Annotated in this window: 16 protein-coding genes; 7 read left to right on the top strand and 9 right to left on the bottom strand. The window is 61.4% G+C overall.

Annotated elements, in window-relative coordinates; all coding sequences use genetic code 11:
* Positions 1-45: 45 nt before the first annotated feature.
* The 7 genes from phaeop14_RS19965 to pyrH form a co-directional block, all read right to left on the bottom strand.
* On the bottom strand, positions 46-171 hold the full coding sequence (locus tag phaeop14_RS19965; protein WP_255352585.1) for a hypothetical protein: 126 nt from the start codon (positions 169-171) through the stop codon (positions 46-48).
* 197 nt (positions 172-368) lie between these two features.
* Positions 369-1,718, bottom strand: a complete 1,350-nt coding sequence (gene rseP / locus phaeop14_RS06620; RefSeq protein WP_096789089.1) for an RIP metalloprotease RseP — start codon at positions 1,716-1,718, stop codon at positions 369-371.
* Positions 1,719-1,722: 4 nt separating this feature from the next.
* Positions 1,723-2,895, bottom strand: coding sequence for a 1-deoxy-D-xylulose-5-phosphate reductoisomerase (dxr, locus tag phaeop14_RS06615; RefSeq protein WP_096789088.1), 1,173 nt, complete (start codon positions 2,893-2,895; stop codon positions 1,723-1,725).
* Positions 2,895-3,686 carry a phosphatidate cytidylyltransferase gene (locus phaeop14_RS06610; RefSeq protein ID WP_096789087.1) on the bottom strand — a complete coding sequence of 264 codons (792 nt, stop codon included), beginning with the start codon at positions 3,684-3,686 and terminating at the stop codon, positions 2,895-2,897. The genes dxr and phaeop14_RS06610 overlap by 1 nt, the downstream gene beginning before the upstream one ends.
* Positions 3,683-4,441 (bottom strand): isoprenyl transferase, encoded by a 759-nt coding sequence (locus tag phaeop14_RS06605; RefSeq protein WP_096789086.1) that lies wholly within the window; start codon positions 4,439-4,441, stop codon positions 3,683-3,685. Before phaeop14_RS06605 ends, phaeop14_RS06610 begins: the two co-directional genes overlap by 4 nt.
* 9 nt (positions 4,442-4,450) lie before the next feature.
* Entirely contained in the window at positions 4,451-5,014 is a 564-nt protein-coding gene (gene frr, locus phaeop14_RS06600) for a ribosome recycling factor (protein ID WP_014874537.1), read from the bottom strand.
* A 287-nt stretch (positions 5,015-5,301) separates the two neighbouring features.
* Positions 5,302-6,051 (bottom strand): UMP kinase, encoded by a 750-nt coding sequence (gene pyrH, locus phaeop14_RS06595; RefSeq protein ID WP_040168918.1) that lies wholly within the window; start codon positions 6,049-6,051, stop codon positions 5,302-5,304.
* A 147-nt stretch (positions 6,052-6,198) separates the two neighbouring features.
* Between pyrH and miaA the strand changes: the two genes are divergently transcribed.
* The 6 genes from miaA (at position 6,199) to phaeop14_RS06565 (ending at position 15,129) form a co-directional block, all read left to right on the top strand.
* The gene (miaA, locus tag phaeop14_RS06590; protein ID WP_096789085.1) at positions 6,199-7,071 is read left to right on the top strand and encodes a tRNA (adenosine(37)-N6)-dimethylallyltransferase MiaA; all 873 of its coding nucleotides are present in this window, start codon (positions 6,199-6,201) and stop codon (positions 7,069-7,071) included.
* Between the two features lie 291 nt (positions 7,072-7,362).
* On the top strand, positions 7,363-8,187 hold the full coding sequence (locus tag phaeop14_RS06585) for an AraC family transcriptional regulator (protein ID WP_040168915.1): 825 nt from the start codon (positions 7,363-7,365) through the stop codon (positions 8,185-8,187).
* Positions 8,188-8,600: 413 nt separating this feature from the next.
* Complete coding sequence (locus tag phaeop14_RS06580; RefSeq protein WP_096789084.1) at positions 8,601-10,265, top strand: ABC transporter substrate-binding protein; 1,665 nt, start codon at positions 8,601-8,603, stop codon at positions 10,263-10,265.
* Between the two features lie 170 nt (positions 10,266-10,435).
* Positions 10,436-11,488 (top strand): ABC transporter permease, encoded by a 1,053-nt coding sequence (locus phaeop14_RS06575; protein ID WP_096789083.1) that lies wholly within the window; start codon positions 10,436-10,438, stop codon positions 11,486-11,488.
* Between the two features lie 14 nt (positions 11,489-11,502).
* Positions 11,503-12,945: an ABC transporter permease gene (locus phaeop14_RS06570; protein ID WP_096789082.1), complete on the top strand. Its 1,443-nt coding sequence runs from the start codon at positions 11,503-11,505 to the stop codon at positions 12,943-12,945.
* A 96-nt stretch (positions 12,946-13,041) separates the two neighbouring features.
* On the top strand, positions 13,042-15,129 hold the full coding sequence (locus tag phaeop14_RS06565) for a dipeptide ABC transporter ATP-binding protein (protein WP_096789081.1): 2,088 nt from the start codon (positions 13,042-13,044) through the stop codon (positions 15,127-15,129).
* A 46-nt stretch (positions 15,130-15,175) separates the two neighbouring features.
* On the opposite strand, the gene phaeop14_RS06560 is transcribed toward phaeop14_RS06565, so the two are convergent.
* Positions 15,176-15,550: a hypothetical protein gene (locus phaeop14_RS06560; protein ID WP_024097407.1), complete on the bottom strand. Its 375-nt coding sequence runs from the start codon at positions 15,548-15,550 to the stop codon at positions 15,176-15,178.
* Between the two features lie 283 nt (positions 15,551-15,833).
* Positions 15,834-16,418, bottom strand: coding sequence for a lytic transglycosylase domain-containing protein (locus phaeop14_RS06555; protein WP_024097408.1), 585 nt, complete (start codon positions 16,416-16,418; stop codon positions 15,834-15,836).
* 343 nt (positions 16,419-16,761) lie between these two features.
* Between phaeop14_RS06555 and ssb the strand changes: the two genes are divergently transcribed.
* Positions 16,762-17,292, top strand: coding sequence for a single-stranded DNA-binding protein (ssb, locus tag phaeop14_RS06550; protein ID WP_040168907.1), 531 nt, complete (start codon positions 16,762-16,764; stop codon positions 17,290-17,292).
* Positions 17,293-17,507 lie beyond the last annotated feature (215 nt).

The raw sequence follows: 17,507 nt of genomic DNA, 5'->3' as shown, positions 1-17,507 counted from the left end.
GCGGGATCACCCCACACGCCAGATCGCTTACAACAGCTTGAAAACTCAGAGACTGCCGATCCAGGCACCGGCTGCAAGCGCGCCCAAAATCGTCGCCGCAGACATGGCGCGATCCCAGTTGAGGCGCATAAATAGACCAAATCCAGTATTGGTAATCTGCAGGGTGCTCATGTCGTCCACTCTCCCACTATCAATAATGATCCCACATCCGCCACAACCTTGCCGCGCTCTGCGACACCGTTGCCCACTGGCGTCTTACCAAAGGATTAACAAAGGAATGTGGCGACAGTTGGGCGCGCCAACCCGTCACAGGATCCGGACCCGGATCACAGCGCCAACCGGGCCATCCCCGGTCGGCGAAAAAGCGCTTAGCAGAAGATGTCGTTAAAGAGCGCAAACATCATCAGGCTGAGAATAGCAGTGATCCCCACAGTCATCAGGATCCGCATCACCGCGTCATTGGGCGGTTTCCCGGTGACGGCCTCATAGGCGTAGAACACCAGGTGGCCACCATCCAGCGCCGGGATCGGGAACAGATTCAGCAGCCCGACGGCGGTGGACAGCACCGCGATAAACCGGATGAAGCTTTCGGCCCCCTGGCTCGCCATCGCGCCGGAGGTCTCAGCAATGCCAATCGGACCGGAGAGGTTACAGGTGCTGATCGCGCCGGTGATCATATGCCCCAGCCCAGAGAGTGACATTTCAACCACGCCCCAGACCTGCGCCGCGCCACCGCCGAGGGCCTCGCCGACACCAACCGTCTCCGTCGCCGGGTCAAAGGCAAGACCACCGGCAATCCCCATGCGCCAGCGCGTGGCGAACCCGCCCTCTGGCTGTGGCTCATCGACACGCCGTGGTGCCAGCGCCATCTCAAACTCTTCGCCCGCGCGCCAGACATCCAGCAGCAGGACCTTGCCCTCCGCGCTTTCGACTGCCCGTTTCAGCTGATCGAAGGCAAAGATCGGCGTGCCATCAACGGCAGTGATCACATCCCCCGGCTGCAGGTCGATATCGGCGGCGGCACTGCGCGGCGCCACACCGCGCACATGCGGCGGCCAGGGATACGGGCCTTCGACCTCGACCTCCCGCTCATCCCGCAGCACAGTATAGGCCAGCGGTTGCTGCTCCGGCACCGCATCGCGGAAGGCGGTAAAGGCGGCACCGTCCTCCAGAGAGGGCACATCGACCCCTTCGATCTGCAACAGCGCGTCGCCTTCGCGCAGCCCCGTCTGCAGCCCCGGCAGCGGCACCAGCCGCTCCACGGTCAGCGGATCGCGCATAGTGCCTTGCAGCATGAACACACCCGCAAAGATCAGCGCCGACATGATGAAGTTGAACACCGGCCCCGCCGCAACCGTTGCCGACCGTGCCCAAAGCGGCGCGCCATGCATGGTCCGGCGCAGGGCGACCGGATCTGCGGCAGCATCTGCCATCGCATCCGCATCCTTGCCCGAGGCCGCATCAGCATCCCCAAGGAACTTCACGTAGCCGCCAAACGGCAACAGCGCCACCTGCCAGCGGGTGCCGCGTTTGTCGACGCGGGAGAACAGCACCGGGCCAAACCCCAGTGAGAACACCTCAGCGTGAATCCCGGACCAGCGCCCGACGATGTAGTGGCCATATTCATGCACAGCGACAATCACCGACAGCGCCACCAGAAAACTGGCAATCACATAGAGATACCCGCCAAGCTGCGGAAGAAAGGAGACGAAATCCAAGGGCTTACCTTACATAGTCTAAAATTGCGTTGTCGGCTTCCATACGGGTGAGATGGTCGGTCCGGCTCACCGTATCAAGGGTCATTGCCTCATCTAGCCCGCGATCCGCGCTGTCAAACTGCGCCAGCACCCGCGCGACCACCGCCGCCATATCCAGAAACCCGATGCGCCCGGCGATGAAATGATCCAGCGCGCGCTCCTTGGCGGCGTTGAACACCGCCCCCATCAGGCCGCCCCGGTCCATCACGTCATAGGCCAATTGCAGGGCCGGATACCGTGCCGGGTCAGGCGCGCGGAATGTGAGCGTTGCCAACCGCGCCAGATCGAGCCGCTCAACCGGCAGCTCCCGCCGCTCCGGCCAATGCAGCGCATAGCCGATGGCATGGCGCATATCCGGCGCGCCCAGATGCGCCATCAGCGCCCCGTCGCGAAACCCGACCAGCGCATGAACGATGGATTCAGGGTGAACGACAACCTCGATCTGCTCAGGCGCCACGCCAAAGAACTCACGGGTTTCAATAACTTCCAGCGCCTTGTTAAACATGGACGCGCTGTCGATGGTGATCCGTTGCCCCATGTCCCAATTGGGATGGGAGGAGGCCTGCGCCACCGTGGCTGTCTTCAGCTGCTCCTGCGGCCAATCCCGGAATGCCCCGCCAGAGGCGGTGATCACCACCCGCTCTACGGCGGAGATATCCTCGCCGACCAGCCCCTGAAATACCGCCGAATGCTCACTATCGACCGGCAACAGCCGCGCCTTGTGGCGCCGCGCCGTCTCCAGCAGCAGCGCCCCCGCGCAAACCAGCGATTCCTTGTTGGCCAGCGCCAGCGTGGCGCCCTGTTTCAGCGCCTCAAGCCCCGGTGCCAGCCCGGCCGCGCCCACAATGGCCGACATCACCCAATCCGCAGGCCGCGCCGCCGCCTCAGCCAGGGCCGCCTGCCCTGCGGCAGCGGCCACACCTGACCCGGCCAAAGCGGCCTCAAGCGCAGGCAGCTGGTCATCATAAGCGGTGACAGCGATATCCGCCTTCAGCGCAATCGCATCCTGCGCCAGCCGGGCAATATTGGCGCCACCAGTCAGCGCCACCACATCATAATCGCCGGGCGCCCGCCGGATCAGGTCAATCGTGTTCTGACCAATGGATCCGGTGGCCCCGAAAATCGAGATCTTCCGCATTACATCGTCCCGCCGGGCAGACCCCAAAGGCTGAGCACCAGAAGCACCATCGCCGCGGCTCCCAGCATCCCGTCAAACCGGTCGAACAAGCCGCCGTGGCCGGGGATCAGCGCGCTGGAATCCTTCACGCTCATCTTGCGCTTCAGCGCGCTCTCGGCCACATCACCGGCCTGGCTCGCCATGGAAACCAGCACCGACAGCACCACCACGCCAAAGCCCAGCCCCGCCTGCGCTGCAAAAATCGCGCCGACAATCGCCGCCGCGACCCAGCCGGCAGAGGTGCCGGACCAGGTTTTCTTGGGGCTGACACGGGGCCAGAATTTCGGCCCGCCAAAGGTTTTACCGGCAAAATAGCCCGCGACATCCGTAGCCACCACGACCGAGATCAGCCAGACCATCCAGTCCAGGCCCAATGTGCTGCGCATCCAGATGAAGGCATAGGCGGCGAACAGCACCCAAAGCGCAAAGCCAAGGTAAATGCCGCGGCGAATATCCAACGCGACCGCGCCGAGGATGGCCGGGATCAGCAACAGACCCACGGCCCCGCTGCCCGCCATCAGAGCCGCCGCCAGAACCGCGCCCATCGACAGGACACCCAGCGGCAGCGCCACCCCCTGACGATGCGGCGCAACCATGCGCAAAAGCTCCCAGATCATGCCACCACCGGCCGCCGCGATCAGCAGGTCAAAGACCACGCCACCACGCCAGACAGCCCAGCCGCCCACAAGGATCATCACCACGGCAGAAATCAGCCGGGGCATAAGGTCGGCCCAACGCCCTGCGCCGCTCATGTTTTCACCGCGCCAAACCGGCGATCCCGCTGCCCGTAGCTGCGACACAGCCGGTCCATTTCATCAGCAGTGAAATCCGGCCAAAGCGTATCAATGAATTCATATTCGGCATAGGCCGACTGCCACAGCAGGAAGTTGGAAATCCGCGCCTCCCCGCTGGTGCGGATCACCAGATCCGGATCCGGCAGCACATGGGTATCAAGATAACGCGGCAGAGTTTCCTCATCCACATCCGCAGGGTTCAGCCGCCCGGCCGCCACATCTTCGGCCAGCCGTTTGGTGGCACGCGCCACCTCATCGCGGCTGCCGTAATTCAGCGCGATAGTCAGATGGGTGCCGTCATTACACGCGGTTTCCTGTTCCAGCTGATCCATCAGCGTGACCAGTTTCTTGTCCAGCCGAACCCGGTCACCGATGAAGCGCACCCGCACGTTGCGCTGCGACAGCGCCTTCATCTCTTTGGAAATGTAGCGCCGGAACAGGCTCATCAGGCCTGCCACCTCAACCTGTGTGCGTTTCCAGTTTTCCGTCGAGAAGGCAAAAATGGTGAGGTATTTCACCCCCAGTGCCGGGCAGCATTCCACCACCTCACGGACGCGTTTGGCGCCCGCATGGTGGCCGAACAGCCGCGGACGGCCCCGTGCCTGAGCCCAGCGGCCATTGCCATCCATGATGATGGCCACATGTTTGGGACCGCGTTGCGGGGCAGGCTCGCCCTCACTCGGCGCCAAGGCGGTGTCTGTGCTCTGTGACATCTGCAGGTGTCAGACCTGCATGATTTCGGCTTGTTTGGTTTCCAGCGCTGCGTCAACGACCTTGATCATCTTGTCGGTCAGCTCCTGAACTTCGCCTTCCCACAGCTTCTGGTCGTCCTCAGACATGCCGTCAGCCTTGGCTTTCTTGATCTGGTCCATACCGTCGCGACGCACATTGCGGATCGACACGCGGGCGTGTTCGGCATATTGGCCGGCCACTTTGGTCAGATCCCGGCGGCGCTCCTCGTTCAGCTCGGGGATCGGCAGCATGATGATGGTGCCGTTGAGCTGCGGGTTGATGCCCAGACCGGATTCGCGGATCGCTTTTTCGACCTTGCCGACCAGACCTTTGTCCCAGACGTTGATGGTGACCATACGCGGCTCGGGCACATTGACAGTGCCAACCTGATTGATCGGTGTCATCGACCCATAGGCATCCACCATAACCGGCTCCAGCATCGACGCGGAGGCGCGACCGGTCCGCAGCGACGCAAATTCGGTCTTGAGGTTGGCCATGGCGCCATCCATGCGGCGCTGTAGATCATCGGTATCGAGAATAAAATCGTCAGACATTCTGCTCTCCCCTGACTTGAGGCGGTGTTTGTATTGCTCATAAGACATTGACGGGGGGTTGTATAGCGATCTTGCCGCAGTTTTGAAGCGCCGGCCTGCCCCGCCGCATGGCCCGCCGCGCTCAGGGATCTGCCATCAAACACGCCCTCGGCGCCTGGTTCAGCCCCCGGCACACCCCCGTCACAACAAAGCCGCGCGCTGGATTGATCCAAACGCACGGCCCGTTTCTGTCTCACCCGCAGGCCGTACGGCCCGGACTGAGCGCCCTCAAATAATGGAGAGGGGTGTTAGCCATGCACCTTGGTATAGGTGCCCTTCCCGGCCAGAATACCGCGGAACCCGCCGGGTTCATCCAAGGGGAACACCATCAGCGGCAGGTTATTGTCGCGCGCCAGCGCAATGGCCGAGGCATCCATCACCTTCAGACGCTTGGCCAGCACCTCATCGTAGGTGATATCATCGTAGCGCACCGCGTCATCATGCTGCGCCGGGTCCTTGTCATAAACGCCATCGACGCCGTTCTTGCCCATGAAGATCGCCTCACAGGCCATCTCATTGGCGCGCAGGGTCGCGGCGGTGTCGGTGGTGAAATAGGGATTGCCGGTCCCGGCGGCAAAGATGCAGACCCGTTTTTTCTCCAGGTGGCGGACCGCGCGGCGGCGGATGTAGGGCTCGGCCACCTCATCCATGCGAATGGCGGAGATCACACGGGTGAACACACCCAAACCTTCCAGCGCCGACTGCATCGCCAGCGCATTCATCACCGTGGCCAGCATCCCCATGTAATCCGCCGTGGTCCGCTCCATCCCCTGGGCAGAGCCGGACAGGCCGCGGAAGATATTGCCGCCGCCGATCACCATGCAGATCTCCACGCCCATATCGCGCACGGATTTCACTTCCTGGGCAATGCGCTGGACGGTCGGCGGATGCAGACCATACCCTTGGTCCCCCATCAGTGCTTCACCTGAAATTTTCAGCATGACACGTTTATAGGTTGCCGCCGGCGTGGCCTCCGGCTGATCGTTGGTAAGGGGCATGTTGCGCTCCGGAATATGACGGGGTTACTTTGCGCGCAAAATGAAGCAAATCGGCGGCAGGATCAATGCGGCCTGACATGTTTTTCGGCGCCGCCTTGCTACTCTGCCCGGCGCGCCGGGGAACATCCGAAGAACAGGACGCCCTGCATGACCGACTTGACCGCGCTGCCAGAGATCCCAGCCCACCTACCGGTGCTGATCGCCGGGCCAACCGCCTCCGGCAAATCCGCACTGGCCCTGCGGATTGCCGAAACTCAGGGCGGGGTGATCGTCAATGCCGATGCCAGTCAGGTCTATGACTGCTGGCGGGTGATCACCGCCCGCCCCTCGCCTGAGGAAGAGGCGATGGCGCCACATCTGCTCTATGGTCACCAGCCCTATGATGCCGACTATTCCGTGGGCCACTGGCTGCGCGAGGTGCGGCCGCTGCTCAGCGACGGCCCGCGCCCGATTATTGTCGGTGGCACCGGGCTGTACTTCGCCGCGCTCACGCAGGGGCTGGCCGAAATACCCGCCACCCCGGTAGAAGTCCGTCAGCAGGCCGATACGCTGTCGCTCGCGGAGATGTGCGCGGCGCTGGACGCGACCACCGCCGCCCGGATCGACCTGCAAAACCGCGCCCGTGTGCAACGCGCCTATGAGGTGCTGACCGCAACCGGGCGCGGGCTGGCCGACTGGCAGGCAGACACGCCACCGCCGCCGTTGCCGCTGGATCACTGCACCGGAATTGTCTTTGACACCGACAAGGACTGGCTTGAGGCGCGCATTCGCCGCCGCTTTGATGTGATGATGGATATGGGGGCCATGGCGGAGATCGCTGCCATGCAGGACCGCTATGATCCAACCCTGCCCGCCTGCCGCGCCATCGGAGTGCCGGAACTGATGGCCCATCACCTTGGCGACCTGCCCGAAGACGAGGCCCGCGAGCGTGCGGCGGTCGCCACCCGGCAATTTGCCAAACGCCAGCGCACTTGGTTCCGCGCCCGGATGAAGGGCTGGCACTGCCACCGCCCCGACTAGCTGCCACCGCGTGCTCAGTGCGAGCCCAATGCTACTCTGCGCCCCGGCCGAGCCTCGCTCTGGGCTGCACACTCAGCCAAATTGTCCGTATAGAGGCGCTTCACCTCGAACAGCTTGGACAATCCGTCCCGCTGACTGTGCGGAATGCGCGCAATGTTGCTCAAAACCCATGCGGCGGCTGCGATTCGACTAAATCCTTACGCATTTTTCGGCAAAAACTTGCCAGAATCAGTTTTTCATGGCCATTTGCGCGCACGGAAAATTACGAGCAGCACATACCATATCCATCCTATGCCATTTGACCCCACCCATATCGGCGAGATCACTGTCGCACCGCTGTCGCAGCTGACCCCCGATGGATCTTGGCAGGTCGAATTGGCGCATGATCTCACCGAAAACTTGCTGATCTGGATCACCCGTGGTCAGGGACGGGTTTTTCTGAATGGTCAACAGCGGGGATTTGGTCCCAACAGCGCGATCTTTGTACCTGCTGGCACGTTGTGGTCGCTGGAACTGGGCCGTCAGTGTATCGGGCAGGTGATGACAATCCCGGCCTCAACGCCGATGGATTTCCCTGACAGTGCCGACACATTGCGCATCCCGGACGCGCAGGATCAGGCGGTGATCAACAGCATGTTTCAGGCCATGCAGGCCGAGCAGCAGGATCGACCGGCTCTGTGGTATCGCGCCATGCAGGCCCATGGCACGCTGATTGCAATCCATGTGCGACGCCTGATGGCGGCACGCAACAGCGCCATCAGCAAACCCACCGCGGCCCAGAGACTTGCGCAGGGCTATTGCGGCCGGATTGTCGAATGCTATGCCCAGCACGCCAGCATGGCGGATCACGCGGCAGCGCTGAATGTGACGCCCACCCATCTGACCCGTGTCTGCAAATCCGAGACCGGCAAGACCGCAGGCGCCCTGCTGACCGAACGCCAGCTCCACGCCGCGCGCAGCCTGCTGATCACCTCTGAACTACCGATGCGCGATATCGCGGCCACGCTTGGCTTTGGCAGTGCGGCCTATTTCACGCGGTTCATCACCCAGCATACCGGCGAAACACCGAGCCGGCTGCGCAAACAGGCCCGGGACAAACTGAAGCGCAGCGCCTGATCCGGCAATTTTGGTGCCTCCCACCAGCCGCTCCAGGTCGGCCGAATTTCACCATCCAACCAACCTTTGACCAATATGGATCTACCCGCACGCGACAGGCTGCGCTTTCTGCAAAGCCATGTCGCGAGTCACCTTGGCAAAGGAGACATGGCAGGACATTGCACTGGGCACTTATGCCCAGTACTAAGGCTTTCGAAGGGGCCTTTCAGCACTCAAAATCAAAAAACGACATTCAAAATGTCGCAAAATACATAAGAAAGGTCGATAACCTACATTGACCTACCCCGCGTTCTGGGGCCGAATGGTCATACGGGGAAACAATCGTGAACACAGCACCACAAACGGCACTCGCCAGATCCGACTGGCCCGCCGTCCCAAAAGACAAAATCTTGCGGTGCAACAGGGAGAGCCACATGACAAAAGACACCACCACCGGGACCGATCTGCACCCGGCAGCAAAGATGTATGCGTCAGAAACCCTTGCAGGGAAGATGGACCGCCGCGAATTCATGGCCCGCGCCACTGCGCTTGGCCTCAGCTCGGTGGCGGCATATGGCCTCCTTGGGCTGGACGCACCGGTCCAGGCCGCCGGAGATATGCAGGATGGCGGCACCATGCGCATGCAGATGCTGGTGAAGCCACTGAAAGACCCGCGCACCTATGACTGGTCCGAAATGGGCAACCAGAGCCGCGGCACGCTGGAATATCTGGTCGAATACAACAACGATGGCTCCCTCTCCGGCATGTTGCTGGACAGCTGGGAGATCAATGAAGACGCCACGGTCTATACCCTTAACGTCCGCAAAGGCGTAAAATGGAACAATGGCGATGATTTCACCGCCGAGGATGTGGCCCGCAATATCGCTGGCTGGTGTGACAAGGGCATGGAAGGCAACTCCATGGCCGGCCGTTTTGGCTCATTGGTTGACGAAGCCTCCGGTCAGGCCCGCGACGGTGCAATCGAAGTGGTGGACAGCCACACCGTCCGCCTCAGCCTGCCGAACTCGGATATCTCGCTGATCCCCGGCATGGCCGACTATCCCGCCGCCATTGTCCACTCCAGCTTCCAGACCGACGATTTCACGGCCAATGTTGGCACCGGCCCCTACAAGCTGACCGAGCTTGAGGTCGGCGTGAAGGCCACGCTGGAGCGCAACGAAGATCACACATGGTGGGGCGAAGCCGTCTTTGGTCGTCCGGCGCTGGACCGGATTGAGTATATCGACTTTGGCACCGATTCCTCTTCCTGGCTAGCAGCACTGGAATCCGACGAGGTGGATCTGCTTTATGAATCCGTGGGTGAGTTCATCGACGTCATGGATGGGCTTGGATACCAGAAGTCTGAAGTTGTCACCATGGCCACCATCGTTGTCCGGCCAAACCAATTGGCGGAAGTGGACGGCAAACAGCCTTATGCCGATAAACGTGTGCGCCAGGCGATTTCCATGGCCGTGGATAATGCGGTCTGCCTGGAACTGGGCTACGGTGGCCGCGGTGAAACTGCCGAAAATCACCATGTTGGCCCAATCCATCCCGAATATGCCGAACTGCCCGCCCGCAAGGTCGACGCTGCCGCGGCAAAGGCTCTGATGGAAGAAGCCGGTATGATGGATTTCGAGCATGAAATCATCTCCATTGACGATGACTGGCGCAAGAACACCACCGATGCGGTCGCAGCGCAGTTGCGCGATGCCGGCTTCAAGGTCAAACGCACAGTGCTGCCCGGCTCCACCTTCTGGAACGACTGGGTGAAATACCCATTCAGCTCCACCAACTGGAACCACCGCCCGCTCGGCGTGCAGATCCACGCGCTGGCCTATCGCTCGGGCGAGGCCTGGAATGAATTTGGCTGGTCCAACGCAGAATTCGACGAGCTGCTGACTGAGGCGCTGGCTATTGCGGATGCTGACAAGCGCCGTGAGGTCATGGCCAAGATGGAAGCGATCATCCAGGATGAGGGCGTGACCATCCAGCCTTACTGGCGCTCGCTCTACCGCCACATGCGGGAAGGCGTCGTCGGCGCGGATATGCACATTTCCTATGAGCATCATCACTACAAATGGGGCTGGTCGGCCTGATCCTGCCAACTCACCTATCCCGCATCTGCCCCGTCACCGGGGCAGATGCTGCCAGCGCAGCTGCCACAGCCGCCAGCTCACCCGCCGTCGGACCTCAGCTCTAGCGCAGCCTCTGCGCTGCCTCCGATCGCGCATGGCAGACCAACCGGACTTTGCCAACAGGACTTTGCATGGGACTTTTTATTCTGCGCCGAACGGGCGTGATGATCCTGACGGCGCTCTGCCTCACCTTCATCGTGTTCATTCTGACCAACCTCTATCCGAACCTTGAAAAACTGGCCAAGACCGAGGGCAACTTCCGCATGTCGGATGAGGCCGTCGCCAGCTGGTTGGACAAAAACGGCTATCTGCAGCCAATGCCGGTAAAATACGGCCAATGGCTGGGGGTACTCCCCGGTTGGCGTACCACCACGGATGAGGGGATCACCGGCCGCTGCATCACCGGCGTTGTCAGCGCAGAGGAGGCAGAAGACGCCCCGTCGTTCTGTGGCGTTTTGCAAGGGGACTGGGGCTATTCCACCCGGTTCAAGGATGAAGTCTGGACCATTATTCAGACCCGGCTTGGCAATACCGCCTTCCTGATGATGTGGGTGCTGATCCTGATGGTGCCTTCGGCGCTGCTGATCGGTGTTCTGGCCGGTATGCGCGAAGGCTCGGTCACCGACCGGTCGCTCTCCACCGCCTCCATCCTGACTACCGCCACCCCGGAATATGTCTCCGGCGTGATTTTCATTGCGGTGTTCACCTCCTCCGCGGTGGGGCTCAAATGGTTCAAGGGCACGGCAACCTCTGCGATGACCGATGCCAATTTTGAGAATTTCTTCCTGCCGGTGCTGACCATCGCCCTTTATGGGATCGGCTATATCGCCCGGATGACCCGCGCCTCCATGACCGAGGTGATGACCGCGCAATATATCCGCACTGCCCGGCTGAAGGGCGTGAGCTTTCCGAAGATTGTCATGCGCCACGCCCTGCGCAACGCATTGATTGCCCCCTTCACCGTGATCATGCTGCAGTTCCCGTGGCTGCTGAATGGTGTGGTGATCGTGGAGACGCTGTTCAACTACAAAGGCTTCGGCTGGGCCCTGGTGGAGGCGGCAGGCAACAATGACATCGAACTGCTCCTCGGCATTTCCGTGGTCTCCGTGGTCGTGGTGCTGCTCACTCAGCTGATCTCCGATATCGGCTATGTCTATCTCAACCCCCGCATCCGGATTTCCTGAAGGAGGAACGCACTATGGACCCTCTCAGCTGGACCGGGAGCCTCTCTTTTCTCACCCCTGTGCTGATGCTTGCCCTGGTGGCGCTTGCCGCCTCTGTGATCGCCTGGCTGGTGCTCAGCATTGTGACCACAAGCCCCACAATGGCGGTGAACGCCCACCGCAGCGCTAGTCTCGCCACAACGCCGGATGTGCTGGCCGGTATCGCCGTGCGCTACAGTTTTCTCGCGGTGATCGTGCTGATCGTCATCTACATTCTGTTTGGCGTCATCTTCGGCGCCTCCGGTGGCATCGTTGGTGCCATGGCGCAGTTGCTCTTGCCGGTGTGGAGTGCATTGATCGCACTTTTTGCCGTCTCCATCACCTTCAAGCGGCGACTGGGTCTCTACGGGAAACTGTTTGACAGCCCCATCGGCATGATCGGCTTTGCACTGGTGATGTTCTGGGTCTTTACCGGGGTGCTTGGCGCGATGGATCTGATCGCACCGCATGACCCGCTGGCGCAGGTTTCCGGCCTCAAGAACAAACTGCCCGGCACCCCGCTGCCGGGTGCCGAGGCCGATGCAGGCATCGCGGCCTGGTATCTGCTTGGCGGTGACAATCTGGCGCGCGATGTGTTCAGCCGCCTGATAGATGGCGCCTGGGTGGTGGTGCAGATCGCGCCGCTGGCGACGCTCTTTGCCTTTATGGTGGGGATCACGCTGGGGCTGCCTGCGGGGTATTACGGCGGCCTATGGGACACGGTTCTGTCCTTCCTTGCCAACCTGATCCTCGCCTTCCCGGTGATCCTGCTGTTCTACCTGCTGGTCACGCCGGAGATCATCGAAACCGGGCTGCCGCAATATATCGCCGTGGTGCTCTTTGCCTTTCCGCTGATCTTTGTTGCGGTGCTGATCCATTCACGCTTTCGCACCCGCCCGCAACATAATACCATCTGGCTGGCCATTGTGCTGGTCCCCGGTCTCCTCGCCTATCTGTCGCTGATCAATGAGGCCGGGTCGAAGATCACCTTCTGGCCGCTGGATCTGTTTGACGTGCCGGGCGGTATACTGGTGGTCTTTGTCTCCGTGGTGTTTGTGAATTCTCCCACAGTGTTCCGCATCGTGCGCGGCCTGACCATGGATATCAAAACCCGCGACTATGTCGCCGCCGCCCAGACCCGGGGGGAGCGCCCCTGGTACATCATGCTCTGGGAAATCCTGCCCAATGCCCGTGGCCCGCTGATCGTAGATTTCTGCCTGCGCATCGGCTATACCACCATCCTTCTTGGGACCTTGGGGTTCTTCGGGCTGGGGCTGCCGCCGGAAAGCCCGGACTGGGGCAGCACGATCAATGACGGGCGTAAGCTGTTGTCGATCTATCTGCATCCACCGCTGCCACCGGCGCTGGCGCTGTTGAGCCTTGTTCTGGGCCTCAACCTGCTGGCGGATGGCCTGCGCGAAGAAAGCCTGCGCGACTGATATGACCCTCTCCGGGGGCGCTGCCCCCGGACCCCCGAGATATTTGGAGCCAGAAGATGCCTCTTAGGCATCAACCAGCCCTCCAGGGAGACCAAGATGACCAAACTCGCAGAGTATGACGGCCCGATTCTGGAAATCGACAAACTGTCGATCTCCTTCTTTACCCGGCTGCGGGAAATTCCTGCGGTGATGGATTTCTCCGTCTCGGTGATGCCAGGTGAGGCCGTGGGACTGGTCGGTGAAAGCGGCTGCGGCAAATCCACCGTGGCGCTGGGTGTGATGCAGGACCTCGGCAAGAACGGCCGCATTGTTGGCGGCTCGATCAAGTTCAAGGGCCGCGATCTGGCGGAGATGTCGGCGGACGAGCTGCGCGACGTGCGCGGCAATGAGATCGCGATGATCTATCAGGAGCCGATGGCCTCGCTCAACCCGGCAATGAAGATCGGCAAACAGCTGATGGAAGTGCCGATGATCCATGAGGGCGTCAGCAAGGAAGAGGCCTACAGGCGCGCCCTTGAGGTGGTCACGGATGTGCGCCTGCCTGATCCCGAACGGATGCTCAATTCCTTCCCGCATCAGCTGTCCGGCGGCCAGCAGCAGCGCATCGTGATCGCCATGGCGCTGATGTCAAAACCCGCCCTCCTCATCCTGGATGAGCCGACCACCGCGCTGGATGTGACGGTGGAGGCCGCCGTGGTCGAGCTGGTCAAGGATCTGGGCAAGAAATACGGCACCTCGATGCTGTTCATCTCCCACAACCTTGGTCTGGTGCTGGAAACCTGCGACCGGCTCTGCGTGATGTATTCCGGCGAGGCGGTGGAGCGCGGCTCCATTCATGATGTGTTTGACGAGATGCAGCACCCCTATACGCAGGCGCTGTTCCGCTCCATCCCGCTGCCGGGCGCGGATAAAAACGCCCGCCCGCTGGTGGCGATCCCCGGTAATTTCCCTCTCCCGCATGAGCGCCCGCCCGGCTGCAACTTTGGCCCGCGCTGCGATTACTTCGAGGCCGGGCGTTGCGATGCGCAGGACATTCCGATGGTGCCGGTGCATGGCAATGACCGCCATCACACCCGCTGCCTGCGCCATGATGAAATCGACTGGAACGCGCCGATCACAGTTGGTGAGCAGAAGGAGAAACCCGAGGTTGGCGAGGTTGTTCTGAAAATTGACGCGCTGCGCAAATATTATGAGGTCTCCGCCAATGCGCTGTTTGACAGCGGCGCGCGCAAGGTGGTGAAGGCCAATGAAACCCTCAGTTTCGAGGCCCGTGAGAGCGAGACGCTCGCTATTGTTGGCGAGAGCGGCTGCGGCAAATCCACCTTCGCCAAGGTGCTGATGGGATTGGAGACCGCAACCGCAGGCGCCATTCAGCTGGATGGCAAGAACATCGAAACAACCCCGATTGAACAGCGCGACACCCGCACCGTCTCCGACGTGCAGATGGTGTTCCAGAACCCATTTGACACGCTGAACCCGTCCATGACCGTGGGCCGGCAGATCATGCGGGCGCTGGAGATCTTTGGTATCGGCGACAGCACCGCCGCGCGCAAGGAGCGCATGCTGGAACTGCTGGATCTGGTGAAACTGCCGCGCGCCTTTGCCGACCGGATGCCACGGCAGCTGTCAGGCGGGCAGAAACAGCGCGTCGGCATCGCCCGCGCCTTTGCCGGTGGCGCGCGTATTGTGGTCGCCGATGAACCGGTCTCGGCGCTGGATGTGTCGGTGCAGGCGGCCGTGACCGATCTGCTGATGGAAATCCAGCGCAAGGAGAAGACAACGCTGCTGTTCATCTCCCATGACCTCAGCATCGTGCGCTATCTCAGCGACCGGGTGATGGTGATGTATCTGGGCCATGTGGTCGAGCTGGGCACCACCGATCAGGTTTTTGCCCCGCCCTATCACCCCTATACCGAGGCACTGCTGAGTGCGGTGCCGATCGCCGATACATCGGTTGAGAAACGCCACATCGTGCTGGAGGGCGATATCCCATCGGCGATGAACCCGCCGCCCGGCTGCCCATTCCAGACCCGCTGTCGCTGGAAATCCAAAGTGGCCGGCAACCTCTGTGAGGCAGAGGTTCCGCCGGTGCGCACCCTCGCAGGCGGCCATCAGGTGAAATGCCACCTCAGCGATGCCGATCTGAAAGAAATGGAACCGGTCATAAAAATCGCCGCCGAGTGATCGGCGGCGCGATTTGACCGGTGCTGGATCGGGGCTGCTGGCGGGATTATCCCAAGAGCAGCATCACGATGATCAGCAGGTTCATCGACGCAAACTGCATCAGGCGCGGCATGTCGTGACGGCGCAGCACGGCATAGGCGGCCAGCGCCAGTGACAGGCCCGCGCCAGCCATGGAGGCGCCGCCGATCAGCAGACCGGTCAGGCCGGTGTTCGGCCCCCAGGGCGCGCCGGGGGTATAAATTCCCTTAAGGCCCACCCCGATCAGGATCCCCAGGATCGCGCCTGCGAGGGTGAACTCCACCCCCCGCACCGCCAGCGGCGGGCGGTCGGCCATCACGCTGTCAACGATCTGTGGCGACGGGCCGGACTGGGGCTGCCACTGCATCTGGGTAAGACGTTCGTCAAAGCGTTTGAAAGACACCGGGATATTCCTCTTCTGAAGCTTCCCACTAGGTGCCAAGAGATTAAGGCAACTTTCTGGCAGACAGACGGAGTTAACACGGCATTAAGGAAGATTATCAGCAGATTAACGCCGATCCCCGGCGCAATCGGCAATGCGCTGCCGAAACGGCGCCAAAATATCAGGACGGGTGAAAAAACGCCGCCGCATCAGGACAGCTTGGAACCACAGATCTGCGCGCAGGGGGGCACACCTCCCCCGCCAGATACATGCCTGTTTCCACAGCAGTCTGGCAGCGCCGCTGTCAGCTGCCCCAGATCTTCTTCACGTAATTCTGAGTTTCGCGGTAGGGCGGCACGCCGCCGTGTTTACGCACCGCCTCAGGCCCTGCGTTATAAGCCGCCAGCGCCAACCGCCAGGAACCGAACTTGCGGTATTGCCGCGCCAGATACCGCGCGCCGCCTTCCAGGTTCTGCTTGGGATCGGACGCATCCACCCCCAGCGCCTTGGCGGTGGCGGGCATCAGCTGCGCCAGTCCTAATGCGCCCTTGTGGGATTTCGCCGTGGGGTTCCAGCCGCTCTCCTGCTGCACCAGTCGCAGGAACAGATCTTCGGGCACGCCATGTTTCTGCGCCGCTGCCCGCGCGACATTCAGGTATTTGCCGCGGTATTTGCCACTATAGGGAAGGCTGCCGTATTTCGACGGTGTGTGAATGGTCGGCGGCTGCAGGCGGATCGAATTCTTGTACTGCCCAGACGCCCGTTCATCCAACACCCGCGCCTGCGAAGCAAACAGCTTGCGCTGGCTCTTTGTGCTGAACATATCCGCAGTTGCAACCTGACCTGACAGAACCCCGGTCACCGCAACCCCCACCAACAGTTTACGCATTAAAAACGCCTTGTCCCGCCCCGGTTTCCCTGTCCTTGATTGCGCGAAACTATAGCCGGATTGACTAAAAAGAAAAGCACCATCGCATATTCCCGTCCGCCACCGCCCTGCCTCACGGCGCGCCTGCGCAAAATCTGTGGATGATCCCAGATATCCGGGCCTGCCGACTTTCATGTGGCGACCTTGGGCGGTACTGTGGCCGCCAACCCGGCGCGACCAGATTCGGACCGGACAGAATTCATACCCCGACGGGGTCCGCTGAAACCGCTGAGCTGGAAGGGAAGACCACCTGGCTTTGGCTGATTTTCGCGGCTTCGAACGACCAGACCAAGAGGACAGACCCATGGCAGGCTCAGTCAACAAAGTAATCCTGATCGGCAACCTCGGCCGTGATCCCGAAGTGCGCAGTTTCCAGAACGGCGGCAAGGTCTGCAACCTGCGGATCGCCACCTCGGAAACCTGGAAAGACCGCAACACCGGCGAGCGGCGCGAGAAAACCGAATGGCATTCGGTCGCCATCTTCTCCGAAGGTCTGGTCCGCGTGGCAGAGCAGTACCTGCGCAAAGGATCCAAGGTCTATATCGAAGGCCAGTTGCAGACCCGTAAATGGCAGGACCAGAGCGGCCAGGACCGCTATTCGACCGAGGTCGTCCTGCAGGGCATCGGCGGCACGCTGACCATGCTCGATGGGCGCAATGACGGCGGCCAGGGCGGCGGCGGCGGCGGCTACGGTGGTGGCAGCGGCGGCGGCTATGGTGGTGGCGGTGGTGGCTACGACAGCGGTCAGGGTGGCGGTAATCAGGGCGGTGGCTTTGGCGGCGGCAACCAGGGTGGCGCGTCACACAACATCGACGATGACGAGATCCCGTTCTAAGGACGAATCACCTCTTCATCCGGGCGGCAACGCCCTGATACAAACACACCAAAAAAGTGCAGGCCTCGACCAGGCCTGCACTTTTTTAGTGTAAACCTCTGAATTCTAAAAAGGAACGACCTTGCGTTTTCAGCGACGTCACCTGCCTTAAAAATACGGGTATTTTGCATGTATCTTTTATTTGAACTGCTCCAAAGCGTTTCAAATACACATTC

Source organism: Phaeobacter piscinae (assembly GCF_002407245.1).
Taxonomy (GTDB): Bacteria; Pseudomonadota; Alphaproteobacteria; order Rhodobacterales; family Rhodobacteraceae; genus Phaeobacter; species Phaeobacter piscinae.
This window is presented reverse-complemented; position numbering and strand designations above follow the sequence as displayed.

Excerpts from the sequence above, each read along its gene's own strand:
- phaeop14_RS06555 (WP_024097408.1), bottom strand. The coding sequence starts at position 16,418 with ATGCGTAAACTGTTGGTGGGGGTTGCGGTGACCGGGGTTCTGTCAGGT.
- phaeop14_RS19965 (WP_255352585.1), bottom strand. The coding sequence starts at position 171 with ATGAGCACCCTGCAGATTACCAATACTGGATTTGGTCTATTTATGCGC.
- pyrH (WP_040168918.1), bottom strand. The coding sequence starts at position 6,051 with ATGCCCCTTACCAACGATCAGCCGGAGGCCACGCCGGCGGCAACCTAT.
- phaeop14_RS06610 (WP_096789087.1), bottom strand. The coding sequence starts at position 3,686 with ATGAGCGGCGCAGGGCGTTGGGCCGACCTTATGCCCCGGCTGATTTCT.
- phaeop14_RS06580 (WP_096789084.1), top strand. The coding sequence starts at position 8,601 with ATGACAAAAGACACCACCACCGGGACCGATCTGCACCCGGCAGCAAAG.
- phaeop14_RS06575 (WP_096789083.1), top strand. The coding sequence starts at position 10,436 with ATGGGACTTTTTATTCTGCGCCGAACGGGCGTGATGATCCTGACGGCG.
- frr (WP_014874537.1), bottom strand. The coding sequence starts at position 5,014 with ATGTCTGACGATTTTATTCTCGATACCGATGATCTACAGCGCCGCATG.
- phaeop14_RS06570 (WP_096789082.1), top strand. The coding sequence starts at position 11,503 with ATGGACCCTCTCAGCTGGACCGGGAGCCTCTCTTTTCTCACCCCTGTG.
- dxr (WP_096789088.1), bottom strand. The coding sequence starts at position 2,895 with ATGCGGAAGATCTCGATTTTCGGGGCCACCGGATCCATTGGTCAGAAC.
- phaeop14_RS06565 (WP_096789081.1), top strand. The coding sequence starts at position 13,042 with ATGACCAAACTCGCAGAGTATGACGGCCCGATTCTGGAAATCGACAAA.
- phaeop14_RS06605 (WP_096789086.1), bottom strand. The coding sequence starts at position 4,441 with ATGTCACAGAGCACAGACACCGCCTTGGCGCCGAGTGAGGGCGAGCCT.
- miaA (WP_096789085.1), top strand. The coding sequence starts at position 6,199 with ATGACCGACTTGACCGCGCTGCCAGAGATCCCAGCCCACCTACCGGTG.
- ssb (WP_040168907.1), top strand. The coding sequence starts at position 16,762 with ATGGCAGGCTCAGTCAACAAAGTAATCCTGATCGGCAACCTCGGCCGT.
- phaeop14_RS06585 (WP_040168915.1), top strand. The coding sequence starts at position 7,363 with ATGCCATTTGACCCCACCCATATCGGCGAGATCACTGTCGCACCGCTG.